We start from the raw sequence: 14,972 nt of genomic DNA, 5'->3' as shown, positions 1-14,972 counted from the left end.
CTCTAATGCCGAATATTAGAACAAGCAAAATGAAACGATTGATCCATAGATTCACCAGACCTGATCTGACGACCCGATCCTGATGACGCATGCCCGGGAAGCGTCCCGGTGGAAACTGTCCCCTGCATACCGGCATGTCGGCCTCTGAAAGGATAGCGGATGTTGTGGAATCTGGATCCGGGCTGGTTGATGATGGCGATCGCCTTCGTCGCCGTCATGGCGTTCTTCTTCGGCGCGGCGCTCGACGCCATCATGAAGGAGGATGGCTTCGGCCCGACCGGCAACATGGTGCTGTTCACCGCCGGCTTCTTCGGAGCGGTCTTGGCTGCCAACAGCTACGGCATCACTTTGCGCAATTTGAGCCTGGCCACCGCCTGGGGCCTTGGCGGCGCCTTCGTCTTCATCACGGTTCTGGCGTTGCTCAAGGCAGGCATCGCCCGGCTTTGAGCGGCCGGTTGGGAGGTCGTGCGTCCTTCGACAAGCTCAGGATGAGGGATGTTGGCGCTGAAATCCTGTTCTACGAGCCGTCAGCTTTGGGTCGACAGCACCAACCGTCCTCATCCTGAGCTTGTCGAAGGACCCGCCACCGAGCAACTGCGTCGCTCAACTGAAGGCAGCATGTTCTGCGCCGCCACCGATATTTTCATCGTAACGGCATGGATCCCCGACACTCTCCGCTCGCTTTGCTCGCTCGCGAGGTCGAGGATGACGGATTGCGGGGACGTTTCCGCTGATATCGAACGTTGGCGACTCGCGGAGGCGCAGGGCGATTGGCGGAGGCGCAGGCTTTGGCGATGGACGGAAGCGCCGGCTTTGACGGTGGGCGGAAGCGCCGGCTTCGACGGTGGGCGGAGACGCAGGCCTTGGCGACTGGCGGAAGCGCTGGCTTTAGCGGTTGCCAGAGGCATCGAGCTTGGCCACTGGCCGAAGCGATTCATGAAGGCCGTCATCCTCGACCTCGTGAGCGAGCAAAGCGAGCGGAGAGTGTCGGGGATCCATGCCGCGACCTGGGTGAAGTCCATGTCGGTCCCATGCTGAAGCCAACGCGCGATCCGGATGCGAGCGCTGCCTAACTAGAATCCCAACAGTTGCCTGACGTCATCTGCTGTTTCACCGGCCTCGCGCAACGCGTTGAGGCCGGTGTCGCGTTGGCTCTTCGACAGCTTGCGCCCGTCCGGCCCGAGAACCAGGCGGTGGTGGAAATAGATTGGCTGCGGCAGACCAAGCACTTCCTGCAGCAGCCGCTGCACCGAAGTCGCGAAATACAGGTCCTGGCCGCGCACGACATGGCTCACGCCCTGCAGCGCATCGTCGACGACCACCGACAAATGATAGCTGGTCGGGATCTCCCGCCGCGCGATGATCACATCGCCCCATTGCAGCGGATCGGCAACAATCTCCGATGCGGTGTTCATGTCCTCGTTCGTCCATTCGCGCCAATGCAGGGGACTTTTCAGCCGCTCCAGCGCTGCCGCCGTGTCGAGCCGCCAGGCGAACGGCGCACCCGCATCGATGCGCTGCTTGCGCTCCCGTGCCGACAGCGCCTTGTCATTGCCGGGATAGACCGGCGCGCCATCGGGGTCGCGCGGCCAGCTTCTGCCCGTGGCCTCATGATCCATGATCGCGCCACGGATTTCGCCACGGCTCATGAAGGCGGGATAGACCAGCTCTTCCCGCTGTAGCTGCTCCAGTGCTGCTTGGTATTCACCGAAATGCTCGGACTGGCGCCGCACCGGCTCTTCCCGGCCAAGCCCAAGCCAGGCGAGGTCGCGAAAGATCGCGGCCTCGAATTCCGGCGTGCAGCGGGTGACGTCGATGTCTTCGATGCGCAGCAACAGCCGCCCGCTGGCTGCCTTCGCCATGCGCTGGTTGGTCAGGGCCGACAGTGCGTGGCCCAGATGCAGCTCGCCATTCGGGCTCGGCGCGAAGCGAAAGACAGGAGCAGTCATGAGCGTTGCGGTTTCGGATTGAACGGTTGCGTTGCCGATTGCTACGTTGCTCGTCGCAACCTCACAAGAGACGCCATGCGCCGGATCTCCAATCTCGACGACGTCAATCTCGGCCTCGATGCGCTTTGTGCGCTCGATCCGCGGCTGGACGCTGTGCGCGGCATGGCGGGCGAAGTGCCGCTCAGGCTGACCGAACCAGGTTTTGCCAGCCTTGCCTCGATCATAGTTTCCCAGCAGGTGTCGACCGCGAGCGCCAGGGCGATCTTCGGTCGCTTCTCCGCTCTCGTTGATCCGTTGACGCCGCAAGCGCTGCTTGCCGCCGGCGAGGGCGTCTTCCGCGAGGCCGGCCTGTCCAGGCCCAAGCAGCGCACGTTGCTGGCGGTTGCGCAGGCTGCCAGCGATGGTCTCGACCTCGACGGGCTTTGCCAGCTCGACGCAGAGGAAGCGATGGCGGCGATGGTCGCCATTCCCGGCATCGGCCCATGGACGGCGGAGGTCTACCTGCTGTTTGCCGCCGGGCACCCCGACATTTTCCCCGCCCGCGACGTCGCCCTGCAATCGGCTGTCGGCCATGCGCTGGGCATCGATCCGCGCCCCGGCGAAAAGGCACTGATTCGGCTTGCCGAATCATGGGCACCGTGGCGAGGGGTCGCCTCGCGGCTGTTCTGGGCGTATTATCGTGAGACCCGCGGTCGCGATGGCGCGCCGCCGGCCGGAAATCCTGCCTGAATCCGCGAAATCGCGATTTTTTGACAGGCTTTATGACCGACTAGGCGCTTCACATTCCTGTCACCTCGGGCTTACAGTATTCGTACCGTTAGGTTCGAGGACCAAGGAGGTAGACGAAGTGACGGTTGCCGTGTCTCCGGATGGGCTCCCAGCGCTGGTGCTGAATGCGGATTACCGTCCGCTCAGCTACTACCCCTTGTCGCTCTGGTCCTGGCAGGACGCGATCAAGGCGGTGTTCCTTGACCGCGTCAACATCGTCGCCGAATACGACCACGCGGTCTCTTCGCCGACCTTTTCGATGAAGCTGCCCAGCGTCGTCAGCCTGAAGCACTATGTGAAGCCGTCGCGCTATCCCGCCTTCACCCGTTTCAACGTGTTCCTGCGCGATCGTTTCCAGTGCCAGTATTGCGGTACGCCGGAGGATCTGACCTTCGATCACGTCATCCCGCGCCACAGCGGCGGGGCAACGACCTGGGAAAACGTCGTCGCCGCCTGTTCTCCCTGCAATCTCAGGAAGGGCGGGCTGATGCCGGCGCAGGCCAAGATGTGGCCGCTGCAAAAGCCGTTCCAGCCGACGGTGCACGACCTGCACAACAACGGCCGGCTGTTTCCGCCCAACCATCTGCACGAGAGCTGGATGGATTATCTCTACTGGGATGTCGAGCTGGAACCTTGAGGCTTTCGCTCTTCTCCCCGTTTACGGGGAGAAGATGCCGGCAGGCAGATGAGGGGCAGCACAAGCTCTCGAACGTTGGCGTTGCCCCTCATCCGGCTTCGCTTCGCTCAGCCACCTTCTCCCCGTGAACGGGGAGAAGGAAATGACCATCAAGCCTTCGCGAACGCGCCGCGAAAGGCGATCGCGGCCAGGATGGCGCTGGCGATCACGTTCCAGCCGGCGAAGGACAGGCCAAGCACGCGCAGGGCCGCATCCTCGCAGCGCGGCGGCACGACCTCGTTGAGGATGCCCAGCAGGCCCTTGCCGCCGGTGTCGATCACGCCGCTGACCGCCGCGCAGTCGGTTGGGCCCGGCCACCAGCGCCATTCGACGCCGGCATGATAGCCGCCGAGATAGAGCCCGTAGAGCATCAGCAGTCCGCCGACGATCAGCAGGCCGCGCGTCAACCAGGCCGGCCCGCGCATGACCGACGACAGTGCTGCCACCGCCATCAGCGGCACGCCGACATAATAGGGCATGCGCTGCTCGAGGCAGAGCTTGCAGGGCATGTAGCCGCCGATGTGCTGGAAGCCGAGTGCCGTGCCGACGGTCGCAGCCATCGCGACCGCGAGGAAGGAGGCGGTCAGCGTCTGGGTGCGGCCGGTTTCGGAGGCGAGCGAGGTCATGTCTTTGGTCCGAACTGTTGTGTCAGTGCAGGTATCTGACGAGAAGATAAAGCAAAATGAGGGCGGCCGCTGCGAGGCTGGCCAGCAACCCAAGGCGCTTTTCGATGAAGTGCCGGATCGGCTCGCCATAGGTCCGGAGCAGCCAGGCGAGGAACAGGAAACGGGCGCCGCGGGCGATGATCGCCGAGACGATGAACCAGCCGAGCGGAAAACCGACGACACCGGCGAGGATCGTCACCACCTTGATCGGTGGCAGGTGCGCCAGGCCCGACGTCACCAGCATGAGCAGGATGATGCCGGTGCCGGAAGCGACCTTGAGCGCTTCGAACTCGTCATATTTGCCGTAGAATTCGAGCACGGGCTTTGCCACCGCCTCGAAGGCGTAGTGGCCGATATACCAGCCGGCGATGCCGCCAAGCACCGAGGCCACTGTCGCCACGATGGCGTAGCGATAGGCCTTGTCGGGGCGCGACAGCGCCATCGGCAGATAAAGCACGTCGGCGGGCACGAGGAAGATCGAGCTTTCGACGAAGGCGATGAAGGCCAGCCACCATTCGGCGGATTTCCTTGCCGAGAGCGACAAGGTCCAGTCGTAGAGTTGGCGAAGCATCGGGCCCCCTTGAAATGTGCGCTGCCTGTGTAGGAAGAATTGCTGGGGCGCACAATGCGTGAGGCCTTCACGAATGCACAAGCTGCGGTAACCGGCACAATCTGTCGCATGATCGCGCCGTTGAAGGTGGTGCAATTGCTGCATCAACTTGCACAAAGACGCCGCTGCCCAGTTGACGGAGGGCTGCTCAACCGTATAGTCCGCGTCCATTCTGTCCATCTAGGACAGGGCCCCTATGGCGGAATTGGTAGACGCGCTCGACTCAAAATCGAGTTCCGCAAGGAGTGCTGGTTCGATTCCGGCTAGGGGCACCAAAAGCTTTTCAAATTCGCCCTTTTGTCCGACGCAAAAAATCGCGCCTGCCCTGCACAGTCCTCATGTCGCAGGTGCGCGATATGGCATTTCAAAAGCGAGCGGTTAGATTGCGGGAAAGAGAAAAAGGATCGAATCCCATGATCGACGTTGTCCGAAAAAGGCCTGTGCTGGTGGCCATAGCCGCTGTAGCCATAGCTGCAGTAGTGGCAGCAGGTGCCACTATCGGGGTTATTCAGACAATCACCATGCTTGCGACAATTGCCACTGTGGTAGTCATGGGCGCTATCGTCGTCGGATCGATTGCCAGATAGGCTTGCACAGCAAAGCCCGATCGGCGCTGCGAGAAGGCTCGGTTGAGCCAGCAACCAAAGGATGGTTCTGCGGGATCGTCCTTTTTCGTTGGGTAGAAGCATGGCGACGCTCCAAACTGGCGTCGAGGCGGCATTGTCCGCTCGTGCGGCCGCGCCTGATCTTCGCTACCAGCAGGCGATGCACTTCTGGCAAAAAGCATAGTGCATTTGCTCGTTGCGAACAGTTCCAGTTTTTTTGTAAACCGTTGATCGTCATGGGCAGATGGCGTGCGCGTGCAGCCGGCTTCTTGACGGTGCCATCGCTGCATTGCATCGAGGGACGTATTGGCCAAGCACAAGGCATCACGCATGCATGACGAGCTCAAGGTCGCGATCGTCGTCCATGCGTTCCACATGGAGGCCTTCGATGAAATCCTCGACCTCGTGCGCGCGCTTCCCGCGCGCCACAAGCTGTTTGTAACGACAGTAGCTGATCGCGAGGCGGCGGTGCGCCTGCGGCTCGAAGCAAGTGGACGGGACTTTGCCCTTCAAGTGGCCGAGAACCGGGGCAGGGACGTTCTTCCATTCCTGCGGATATTTCCAGCTGTCCGCGCCGAGGGCTTTGATCTTGCGGTCAAGGTTCACACCAAGAAATCGCTGCATCGGGCTGATGGGGATGCGTGGCGTCGCGTCATGCTTGAAGCTCTCCTTCGCCCGGATGCAGTGGAGCGCTCGATCAGAGCCTTCGCGAGCGACCCCTCGTTGGGAATAGTTGGACCTGACGGTCATTTTCTGTCGATTGCCAAGTATGTTGGCGGAAACCGAACTACGGTCTTGGCCATCGGCTCGCGTCTGGGATTGACCGAGCAGCAGGTTTTTGACGGCGGCTTTTTCGCGGGAACCATGTTCATGGCCCGTATCGATGTGCTCCAGCCGATCATCGATCTGGATTTCCAGGACGCCGATTTCGAAGCCGAAGGCGGGCAAGTGGACTGCACGCTGGCGCATGCGTTGGAGCGAAGCATGATGCTGGGTGCCTTGGCGCTTGGACGAAAGGTGGCTTCGAGCGCCAATCCGGCCGACGAAGCCGTCATCAACGAGCACTACGATTTCGCCCGCAAGACAAGCTCGCGGGGTAAATTTGGGCGTATTGTCCGTTGGTTTCGCAATACGCCCCAGGCGTAGCAGATGCCAAATCCCGCCCCTTGGGTTGTCTCACGCAAGAGGTGGGTTTTCTTTGGCCGGCGGATAGCGAAGTTACCTCAATTGGGCTTCGCAAGCGTCATTCCTGCAGCAACCGGCTTCACCGGCGTTGGCTGCCCCGCGGGTTGTACAGCGGCGGGCGGCTCGGCCTTTGTTATCGCAGATTGACCATCGCACTCGGAGGTGAGCTTACAGGCGACGGGGTCCTCCTTGTAGCCGTTGCCGATGATTTTGGAAGCAATTGCAATGCCAGCGTCAACGGCCTTGCTGATTGGGCTGCCGTTCCCAATGAGCTTGCTGGCGACGGCAGTGCCGGTCATGGCGAGGGCCAATGCAAGCGCCGCATACAATAAAGTCTTCGACTTCATGGCGTTCCCCTTTGCAGAAAGACCAGGGGCGGCACTTTACCACGAAAGCGTTGCTTGGTCTGGTCCGGTTGCAAATGTTCGCACGGGCGGCCGCAGGGCCGACTACTGGTTGCATGTCTTGACGCGCCTTGCGGCAAAAGCTACGCGACAGCCTGTTCATTGTGGCCGAGGGCTTCGTGCCTGACGCCAAATCCCCTCGCGGAGGAGCGGAGACGACTGTCCATGCTCGAACGGCGCGACACTTACGACGCCCTTTATCGCGACTTCCGCTGGAATATCCCGCAAAAGTTCAACATCGGCACCGCCGTCTCCGACCGCTGGGCGGCTGTCGATCCTGAACGCACAGCCCTGCTCGACTACCGTATCGACGGAGCGGCGGAAAAGCTCTCCTTCGGCGAGCTTTCGCGCCGATCCAATGCCTTCGCCAATGCGCTACGCGCCAAGGGCGTGCGCCGTGGCGACCGCGTGGCCCTTTTGTTGCCGCAGAGTTTCGAGACGGCGATAGCCCATGTCGCGATCTACAAGCTTGGCGCCATTGCCGTGCCGCTGGCGCTGCTGTTCGGTGTCGAGGCGCTCGAATACCGGCTGCAAACCGCTGGTGTCCGGGCGATCGTCACCAATGAGGCCGGCTTCGCCAAGCTGAATCAGATCGGCGGCCGGTTGCCGGAACTCGAGACCGTCGTGGTGGTTGGTGGTGGTGACATCGGTGATTTCCACCGCCTGCTCGCTTCGCATTCGCCGGTCTTTGCAGCCGAAGACACCGGCCCTGACGATCCGGCGATGATGATCTTCACCTCCGGCACCACTGGTCCGCCCAAGGGCGCGCTGCACGGTCACCGCGTGCTGCTTGGCCATCTGCCCGGCATCCAGATGGCGCATGAGTTCCTGCCGCAGCCTGGCGACCTGATGTGGACCCCCGCCGACTGGGCCTGGGCCGGCGGCTTGCTCAATTTGTTGCTGCCCGGCCTCTATCTCGGCCTGCCTGTCGTCGCGGCCCGTTTCGACAAGTTCGATCCCGAGGCAGCGCTGCTGCTGATGGAAAAGATGAAGGTGCGCAACGCCTTCATCCCGCCGACCGCCCTGCGCATGCTCAAGGTGGTGCCTGACATTCGCAAGCGCTTCCGGCTTGACCTGCGCAGCATAGGCTCGGCCGGCGAAGCCCTTGGCCGCGAGACCTACGACTGGGCTGCGGCCGAGCTCGGGCTTGTGGTCAATGAGTTCTACGGCCAGACCGAATGCAATGCGGTGCTTGCCTCCTGTGCCGCCCTTGGCGTCAGCCGTGGCGGTGCCATCGGCAAGGCCGTGTCCGGCCACCATGTCGCGATCATCGATGGCGATGGCCGCCGCGTGCCATCAGGCGTATCAGGCCAGATCGCCATCGCCCGGCCCAACCCGGTGATGTTCCTCGAATATTGGCAAAGCCCGGAGGCGACGGAAAAGAAATTCATCGGCGAGTGGATGACCACCGGCGACCAGGGCATCGAAGACAAGGACGGTTACGTTTCCTTCTTTGGCCGTGATGACGACGTCATTACCTCCGCCGGCTTTCGCATCGGCCCCGGCGAAATCGAGGATTGCCTGACCGGCCATCCGGCGGTGGCGCTCGCCGCTGCCGTGGGCAAGCCCGACGCGCTGCGCACCGAGATCGTCAAGGCCTATGTCGTGCTCAAGGACGGCGTTGTGGGCGATGCGGCGCTCGCCGAGGAGATCAAGCTTTGGGTGCGCGAGCGGCTGTCGGCGCATGAATACCCGCGCGAGGTCGAGTTCGTCGATTCCATGCCATTGACCACCACCGGCAAGGTCATCCGCCGCATTTTCCGCGACCGGGCCAAGCGCGAGGCAAAGAAGGTCTAGCGCTTCTTGAGCAGGCCGCGCATCCGATCGCGCAATTTGGCCGCGAGCTTGCGTGTCTCGCGATAGAGATGCAGTTGCGAGGCGGCCTGGCGCGTGGCGCGGTCGGCGTCGGGGGTCAGCCCGACAACCAAGGTGCCCATCGGCTTGCGCTCGCTCCACATCTTGCCGATCATCGGGTGGTCCGGCACCGCGCAGGAGTCGGTCATCATGATGTTGGGGTCTTCGAGGTGCTGGGCGGTCACCGCCATCATCAACAGAACGCCCGGCGAAAAAGCCGACAGCGCCTCGTCATAAGCGGTCTTCCAGGTGTAGCCGACACCGGCTTCGACGAAGACGACAAGGCTGGCGATGGTGCGGCCGTCGAGCGTGAGTGTGTGGATGCGGCACATGTCCTGCTCGGACATCCGGTGCACCGCCTCGCGCGCGAAGGCGGCGCGGTAGCGGTCGATCGCCATGGCGGTGCGCTGGCGGCCCTTCCACCCGGATGCTTCCAGCGTCAGGAACTGTTCGATGGCGTGGCGCACGTCGTCCTGGGTGCGGGCGACCTTGTGCTCGACAACGCCCTGTTCGGCGAGCCTGCGTCCCAGCCGGCGGAATTCCTTGTAGTGGCGGGTGCCGAGCGATGCCTTGAGATAGTCCTCGCCTTCGGCATCGCTTTCAAGGAAAGGGCGCTCGAACTGGCCGGTGATGACCAGAGGCAGCCCCCGGCTTTCGGCGGTGGCGCTCAGCATGCGTGCCACAGCACCGTCAAGGCGCATGTCGGGCAGAACGAACACCTTCGGCAGCTTGAGATGGGGCCTCGCCAGCATGGCGAAGAAATCGGCGATCACGCCTTCGGGGTCGTCGCGGTCGAGCAGCGGCGTTCCGAGCGGGCCAAACGGGCTCGACCAGGTCCGCATGACCGGCACGCCGAGTGGTATCGCTGGCTTTTCGACCGAATAGGGCACGAGCAGCCTGAGCCGGCTGCGGAATTCGGTGCCATCGCGGATGACGGCGAGGCGCACCTCGCGATCCTCCAGCCTGGGCATGGCGGGTGCCAGGAAGCGCGGATTGAAGAAGACGTTGGGTTCGATGGTGCGGGCGCAGAGGTGGTCGAGTTCCTCGACAAGGTCGAAGCCGGCGGACGCCGGATAGATCGCAAGCCGCCTGAGCGGCCGCTCGCTGGCGGTCAATTCGAGATGGGCGAGGTCGGCGAGGTCGGCTGGAACGCCGGCGATGCCGGCGATCATCGACCCGACCGAGCCGCCACTGGTCTCTTCGAGAAGCGGGATGGCCGCCATCAGGCTTTCTCCAGCGCGCGTCGGACAGGGATGAACAGGACCATGACGATACCAAGCGCGCGCCATACGGTGAATGACAGTGCCGTGGCCTCGAAGATCATCGCCGCCGAGGTGGCGATCGCAGCGCCCCAAAGTCCGAGCGCGGGGATCAAGACGACGTTGAGGCCGATATTGAGGGCAAGGGTGCCGGCATAGACCATGGCGCAGACATTCTGGTAGCCGCTCATCGTCAACAGGCTTTCGCATGGCCCGACCGCCGAGCGCGCGACGACTGCTGCCACCAGCAGGAACAGCAGCGGATAACCTTCATCGAAGCCGGGGCCGAACATGCCGATCAGCGGCTGGCCGAACAACAGCACCAGCACCCCCATCAAAAGCGACGGCCAAAACGTCCACGACACCGTCTCGCGGGCGAAGCCGGCCAGCTTTTCCGGCTCGCCATGGGCAATCTGCGCGTAGCGCTGGGCAACGCCGGCCTTGACGGCGAAATAGACGAAATGGACCAGCGCCAGCGTCTTCACCGTGGCGAAATAGACAGCGACCTTGTCGGGGTCCATGTAGACGCCGACCATCAGCACATCGGCATTGGTGAGCAGGAAAAAGAAGCTCTCGACAAGGAAGATCGGCAGCGAGATCTTGAGCCAGTAGCCGAGCCGGATATTGCGCGGACCCGCCGGGATGCGCTTGTCGGCGCGCGAGGTGACGCGGGCGAACTGGACGATCGTGGTGACGTAGGTGGCGGCGATCGAGGCGATGACAGCGGTTTCGGCGGTTGGTGCCAAGCCTGCCATGACGGCTACCGCCATGAAGACGAGGATCAGCACCGGCCGCACGATGTAGGTCGGCACCAGCGCCGAGAATGGCCAGGAATTGGCGCGGGCGAGGCCTTGCAGCACGTCCGACAGGGCCAGCATCGGCAGGCAGAACATGCCGAGCGCGAATGGCACGACATAGTAGCTTTCGATCCTGCCGGAGAAAAGCCAGACCCCTGCGATCCCGAGGGCTGCGATCGCGGTGGAGGCGATCAGTACGAACAGCCGACTGGCCAAAAGAACGCCGCGCAATTCGGCGAGCATGCTTTTTTCGCGGTATTCGGAGACGAAGCGGATGATCGAGGTGTGGAAACCGAAGCACGACAGGGAGCCGACGATGACCATCGTCACCCAGACCAGCACGAAGATGCCGTATTCGAAGCCGCCCATCCAGCGCGCCAGAAGCACCTGGCTGACGAAGGCGATGGCCGCACTTACGATGCGCACGGCAAAGGCAATGAGCGACATGCGCCCGGCCTCGCCGCGTCCGTCGGAACTGAACAGCACCGCGTCGACGCGGCGCAACAGCGGCGTGACGCGCGAGGCAATCTGCCCCGGCAACCACCGCTCAGCCGTCATCGCTGCGGAAAAACGCACCCAAACACTCCATCTTCCGCGGTTTTCGCAGACAGCATGTAGCTGACAGCCATTAAGAAACGGTTGGGCGGCGATTGGGGCAGGGGCAGCGCAATGATAGCCCAGCAGGAATGCAAATCGACGCCGGCGAGCTTGGCGCATCGACATTGCGCTTGGGCGCAAGGCACATGAACAGCCTTGGGTTGGCTGTCCTGCGCAACCTCATTGAACTGGCAGACAGCGAGCCGTGCTGAGGTCCCTCAAAAATTTCTCGGCGATCTGAAAATCACGCTTGACCTCAACTTTGGTTGAGGTCGCACAAGTCGTTCCTGTCAAAGCGAAGAGAGGAAAAAGAGATGGGTCAAAACGCAAGCAAGACGCAACGTGTCTACCGGGTCGACAGGTTCACGGTTCCTGATGATGCGCGCGCCGAATTTCTCGGCAAGGTCCAGCAGACGCATGAACTGTTGAGAGTGCAGCCGGGCTTCCTGCAGGACATGCTGCTGGAGCAGCCGTCGGTAGCAGGCGAGCACAATATCATCACGATCGTCGAGTGGGAAAGCGAGGCTGCAATCGCGCCGGCCAAGGCCAAGGTCCAGGCGATGCACGCCCAAGCGAATTTCAACCCGCAGGAGCTGATCACACGGCTCGGCATCAAGGCCGATATCGCCAACTACCGGCACATATAGGGCTGGATTGGCTCTAAAAAACAGCAACGGCGACCAGTTAGGTCGCCGCTGAATTTACCAAGCTGGCCTGCGATCAGGCAAAGGTGCCGTGGCAGTGCTTGTATTTCTTGCCTGAGCCGCAAGGGCAGGCTTCGTTGCGCGCAACCTTGCCCCAGGTCGAGGGGTCGTTGGGATCGCGGTCTTCGGCAGCGACAACGCGTGCATCCTGCAGCAAGGCGACCGAACCCTCGCCAAAGTCGTCCTCGCCGGTCGTGCCGTCGATATGATGACCGAACATTTCAGGCGCTTCCGGCGGCGGGGCGTCGGCTGCCTGGCGCACCAGTTCGACGCGCATCAGCTGCGCGGTGACTGCCTGGCGCAGATTGCCAAGCATCGCCTGGAACAGCTCGAAGGCCTCGCCCTTGTATTCATTGAGCGGATCGCGCTGGGCGTAACCACGGAAACCGACGACCGAACGCAGATGGTCGAGATTGACCAGATGCTCGCGCCACAGATGATCGATCGTCTGCAGCACGACCGAGCGTTCGACATAGGTCATGACGTCGGGACCGAAGCGCTCGGCGCGGTCGGCTGCTGCCTTGTTGACCTCTTCGGTGATGCGCTCGCGGATATCTTCGTCGGCGATACCCTCTTCCTTGGCCCATTCTTCGATCGGCAGGTCGAGGTTGAGATACTGGATCACGCCTTCCTTGAGGCCGGTGACATCCCACTGCTCGGCATAGGCCGTCTCGGGAATGTGCTTGGTGACGAGGTCCTCGATCACGTCCTGGCGCATTTCGCCGACGATCTCGGTCAGGCTCGTCGCGTCCATCAGCTCGAGGCGCTGCTCGAACACCACCTTGCGCTGGTCGTTCTGGACGTCATCGTATTTGAGCAGGTTCTTGCGGATGTCGAAGTTGCGCGCCTCGACCTTCTTCTGGGCCTTTTCCAGCGCCTTGTTGATCCAGGGGTGGATGATGGCTTCGTCTTCCTTGAGGCCGAGCTTCTGCAGCATGCCGTCCATGCGCTCGGAGCCGAAGATGCGCATCAGGTCGTCCTGCAGCGACAGGAAGAATTTCGAGCGGCCCGGATCGCCCTGGCGGCCGGAGCGGCCACGCAGCTGGTTGTCGATGCGGCGGCTTTCATGGCGTTCGGTGGCAAGCACGTAGAGGCCACCGGCGGCGAGCGCCTTTTCCTTGAGGCGGGCCACATCCTCGCGGATCGCCTTTTCCTTGGCGTCGCGCTCGGGGCCGGCCGGCATGTCGGCCAGCTCCTCGGTAATGCGCATGTCGGCGTTGCCGCCGAGCTGGATGTCGGTGCCGCGGCCGGCCATGTTGGTGGCGATGGTGATGGCACCCGGCTTGCCGGCCTGGGCGACGATCGACGCTTCGCGTTCGTGGTGGCGGGCGTTCAGCACTTCAAAATTCTTGAAGCCATCCTTGCGCAGCCGCTCGGCGAGCTGCTCGGACTTCTCGATCGAGGTCGTGCCGACCAGGGTCGGCTGACCCTTGGCGTTGGCTTCCTTGATCTCGCGGACGATCGCCTTGTATTTCTCCTCGACCGTCCGATAGACCTCGTCGTCCTCGTCGAGGCGCCTGACGGGAACGTTGGTGGGAACCTCGGTGACGTCGAGATTGTAGATGTTGCCGAACTCTTCCGCTTCCGTCAGCGCCGTGCCGGTCATGCCGGCGAGCTTTTCGTACATGCGGAAGTAATTCTGGAAGGTGACCGACGCCAGCGTCTGGTTTTCTGGCTGAATCGCCACGTGTTCCTTGGCTTCGAGTGCCTGGTGCAGGCCTTCGGAGAAACGGCGACCCGGCATCATGCGGCCGGTGAACTCGTCGATGATGACGATTTCGTTGTCCTTGACGATGTAGTCCTTGTCCTTCTGGAACAGCCGGTGCGCCTTGAGCGCGTTGTTGACGTGGTGAACCAGGGCGACGTTTTCGATGTCGTAGAGCGACTCACCCTTGAGCAGCCCTGCATCGCGCAGCATGTTCTCCATCTTCTCGGTGCCTTCTTCGGTGAAGATGGCGGTCTTCTGCTTCTCGTCGACTTCGTAGTCGGTCGGAATCAGGTTGAGAAGGAAGGCGTCGACGGTGTTGTACATTTCCGAACGGTCTTCGAGCGGACCGGAAATGATCAGCGGCGTGCGGGCTTCGTCGACCAGGATCGAGTCGACTTCGTCGACGATCGCAAAGAAGTGACCGCGCTGCACCATCTGGGCGCGCTCGTACTTCATGTTGTCGCGCAGATAGTCGAAGCCGAGTTCGTTGTTGGTGGCGTAGGTGATGTCGCAGGCATAGGCCGCGCGGCGCTCTTCGTCGGACAGGCCGTGGACGACGATGCCGACCGAAAGGCCGAGGAACTTGTACAGCCGGCCCATCCATTCGGCGTCGCGGCTGGCGAGGTAGTCGTTGACGGTAACGACGTGCACGCCCTTGCCGGTCAAGGCATTGAGATAGACGGGCAAGGTCGCGACCAGCGTCTTGCCTTCGCCGGTACGCATCTCGGCGATGCCGCGTCCGTGCAGCACCATGCCGCCGATCAGCTGCACGTCGAAGGGACGCATGCCAAGCGCGCGCTTCGCGCCTTCGCGCACGGTGGCGAATGCCGGTATCAGCAGATCGTCAAGCGTGGCGCCGTTGGCGAGATCCTGGCGGAACTGTTCGGTCCGCGCCCGAAGCTGCTCGTCGGTCAGCGCTTGCAGTTCATTTTCCAGTGCATTGATCGCTTCCACCCGGGGCCGGGTCGACTTGACGCGGCGATCGTTGGAGGAACCGAAAATCTTACGGGCGAAACCGCCGAGACTGACCATCAAGTGGCCCTTTCAATTCGAATGAAGCCGACTGTCCGCCGGCCGAACCTGCCGAGGATGACGCGGTGGCAGGTTCAACACGAAAAGCGCCCGGAAAACGGTTCTGGACGCGAAGACGATGGACAGATAAGAGGGGCTACAACTTATGTCAACGTCGCA

At 62.4% G+C, this 14,972-nt stretch carries 15 protein-coding genes and 1 tRNA gene; 8 read left to right on the top strand and 8 right to left on the bottom strand.

The annotated features are described in order from the left end of the window. The first annotated feature begins 159 nt into the window (after nucleotides 1-159). Entirely contained in the window at nucleotides 160-447 is a 288-nt protein-coding gene (locus AC1RTB_RS23220) for a hypothetical protein (protein WP_492881516.1), read from the top strand. Between the two features lie 51 nt (nucleotides 448-498). Further along, nucleotides 499-1,038, top strand: coding sequence for a hypothetical protein (locus tag AC1RTB_RS23215; RefSeq protein WP_492943841.1), 540 nt, complete (start codon nucleotides 499-501; stop codon nucleotides 1,036-1,038). Nucleotides 1,039-1,073: 35 nt separating this feature from the next. Here the strand turns inward: AC1RTB_RS23215 and gluQRS are convergent, their stop codons facing one another. Further along, complete coding sequence (gene gluQRS, locus AC1RTB_RS23210; RefSeq protein ID WP_492881514.1) at nucleotides 1,074-1,949, bottom strand: tRNA glutamyl-Q(34) synthetase GluQRS; 876 nt, start codon at nucleotides 1,947-1,949, stop codon at nucleotides 1,074-1,076. A 75-nt stretch (nucleotides 1,950-2,024) separates the two neighbouring features. Between gluQRS and AC1RTB_RS23205 the strand changes: the two genes are divergently transcribed. Beyond that, entirely contained in the window at nucleotides 2,025-2,678 is a 654-nt protein-coding gene (locus tag AC1RTB_RS23205; RefSeq protein ID WP_492881513.1) for a DNA-3-methyladenine glycosylase family protein, read from the top strand. Between the two features lie 118 nt (nucleotides 2,679-2,796). Further along, nucleotides 2,797-3,354: an HNH endonuclease gene (locus AC1RTB_RS23200; protein ID WP_109578336.1), complete on the top strand. Its 558-nt coding sequence runs from the start codon at nucleotides 2,797-2,799 to the stop codon at nucleotides 3,352-3,354. Nucleotides 3,355-3,503: 149 nt separating this feature from the next. On the opposite strand, the gene AC1RTB_RS23195 is transcribed toward AC1RTB_RS23200, so the two are convergent. Together AC1RTB_RS23195 and AC1RTB_RS23190 are read right to left on the bottom strand one after the other, a co-directional pair. After that, nucleotides 3,504-4,019, bottom strand: a complete 516-nt coding sequence (locus tag AC1RTB_RS23195; RefSeq protein ID WP_492881512.1) for a disulfide bond formation protein B — start codon at nucleotides 4,017-4,019, stop codon at nucleotides 3,504-3,506. 22 nt (nucleotides 4,020-4,041) lie between these two features. Further along, nucleotides 4,042-4,629: a YqaA family protein gene (locus AC1RTB_RS23190; RefSeq protein ID WP_492881511.1), complete on the bottom strand. Its 588-nt coding sequence runs from the start codon at nucleotides 4,627-4,629 to the stop codon at nucleotides 4,042-4,044. A 229-nt stretch (nucleotides 4,630-4,858) separates the two neighbouring features. On the opposite strand from AC1RTB_RS23190, the gene AC1RTB_RS23185 reads away from it, so the two are divergent. Then, nucleotides 4,859-4,943 (top strand) — tRNA-Leu (locus tag AC1RTB_RS23185). A 233-nt stretch (nucleotides 4,944-5,176) separates the two neighbouring features. On the opposite strand, the gene AC1RTB_RS23180 is transcribed toward AC1RTB_RS23185, so the two are convergent. Continuing rightward, nucleotides 5,177-5,605 carry a hypothetical protein gene (locus tag AC1RTB_RS23180; protein WP_492881510.1) on the bottom strand — a complete coding sequence of 143 codons (429 nt, stop codon included), beginning with the start codon at nucleotides 5,603-5,605 and terminating at the stop codon, nucleotides 5,177-5,179. On the opposite strand from AC1RTB_RS23180, the gene AC1RTB_RS23175 reads away from it, so the two are divergent. Beyond that, complete coding sequence (locus AC1RTB_RS23175; RefSeq protein WP_492881509.1) at nucleotides 5,604-6,419, top strand: rhamnan synthesis F family protein; 816 nt, start codon at nucleotides 5,604-5,606, stop codon at nucleotides 6,417-6,419. The genes AC1RTB_RS23180 and AC1RTB_RS23175 overlap by 2 nt on opposite strands. A gap of 77 nt (nucleotides 6,420-6,496) precedes the next feature. On the opposite strand, the gene AC1RTB_RS23170 is transcribed toward AC1RTB_RS23175, so the two are convergent. Then, on the bottom strand, nucleotides 6,497-6,805 hold the full coding sequence (locus AC1RTB_RS23170) for a hypothetical protein (RefSeq protein ID WP_492881508.1): 309 nt from the start codon (nucleotides 6,803-6,805) through the stop codon (nucleotides 6,497-6,499). A gap of 222 nt (nucleotides 6,806-7,027) precedes the next feature. On the opposite strand from AC1RTB_RS23170, the gene AC1RTB_RS23165 reads away from it, so the two are divergent. Next, nucleotides 7,028-8,659, top strand: a complete 1,632-nt coding sequence (locus AC1RTB_RS23165; RefSeq protein WP_492881507.1) for an AMP-binding protein — start codon at nucleotides 7,028-7,030, stop codon at nucleotides 8,657-8,659. Here the strand turns inward: AC1RTB_RS23165 and AC1RTB_RS23160 are convergent. Next, on the bottom strand, nucleotides 8,656-9,939 hold the full coding sequence (locus AC1RTB_RS23160) for a GNAT family N-acetyltransferase (RefSeq protein ID WP_492881506.1): 1,284 nt from the start codon (nucleotides 9,937-9,939) through the stop codon (nucleotides 8,656-8,658). The two genes, AC1RTB_RS23165 and AC1RTB_RS23160, sit on opposite strands and share 4 nt — an antisense overlap. After that, nucleotides 9,939-11,348: a lipopolysaccharide biosynthesis protein gene (locus AC1RTB_RS23155; RefSeq protein ID WP_492881505.1), complete on the bottom strand. Its 1,410-nt coding sequence runs from the start codon at nucleotides 11,346-11,348 to the stop codon at nucleotides 9,939-9,941. Before AC1RTB_RS23155 ends, AC1RTB_RS23160 begins: the two co-directional genes overlap by 1 nt. A 335-nt stretch (nucleotides 11,349-11,683) precedes the next feature. Between AC1RTB_RS23155 and AC1RTB_RS23150 the strand changes: the two genes are divergently transcribed. Continuing rightward, a complete protein-coding gene (locus AC1RTB_RS23150; protein WP_492881504.1) occupies nucleotides 11,684-12,016 on the top strand; it encodes an antibiotic biosynthesis monooxygenase family protein in 333 nt (110 codons plus the stop codon). 73 nt (nucleotides 12,017-12,089) lie between these two features. On the opposite strand, the gene secA is transcribed toward AC1RTB_RS23150, so the two are convergent. Further along, a complete protein-coding gene (gene secA, locus AC1RTB_RS23145) occupies nucleotides 12,090-14,813 on the bottom strand; it encodes a preprotein translocase subunit SecA (protein WP_492881592.1) in 2,724 nt (907 codons plus the stop codon). Between the last annotated feature and the right edge of the window lie 159 nt (nucleotides 14,814-14,972).

The organism is Aminobacter sp. GW821-FHT11F06, assembly GCF_058808215.1.
Note: the sequence above shows the minus strand (reverse complement) of the source record. Positions and strands in the feature narration are given on the sequence as shown.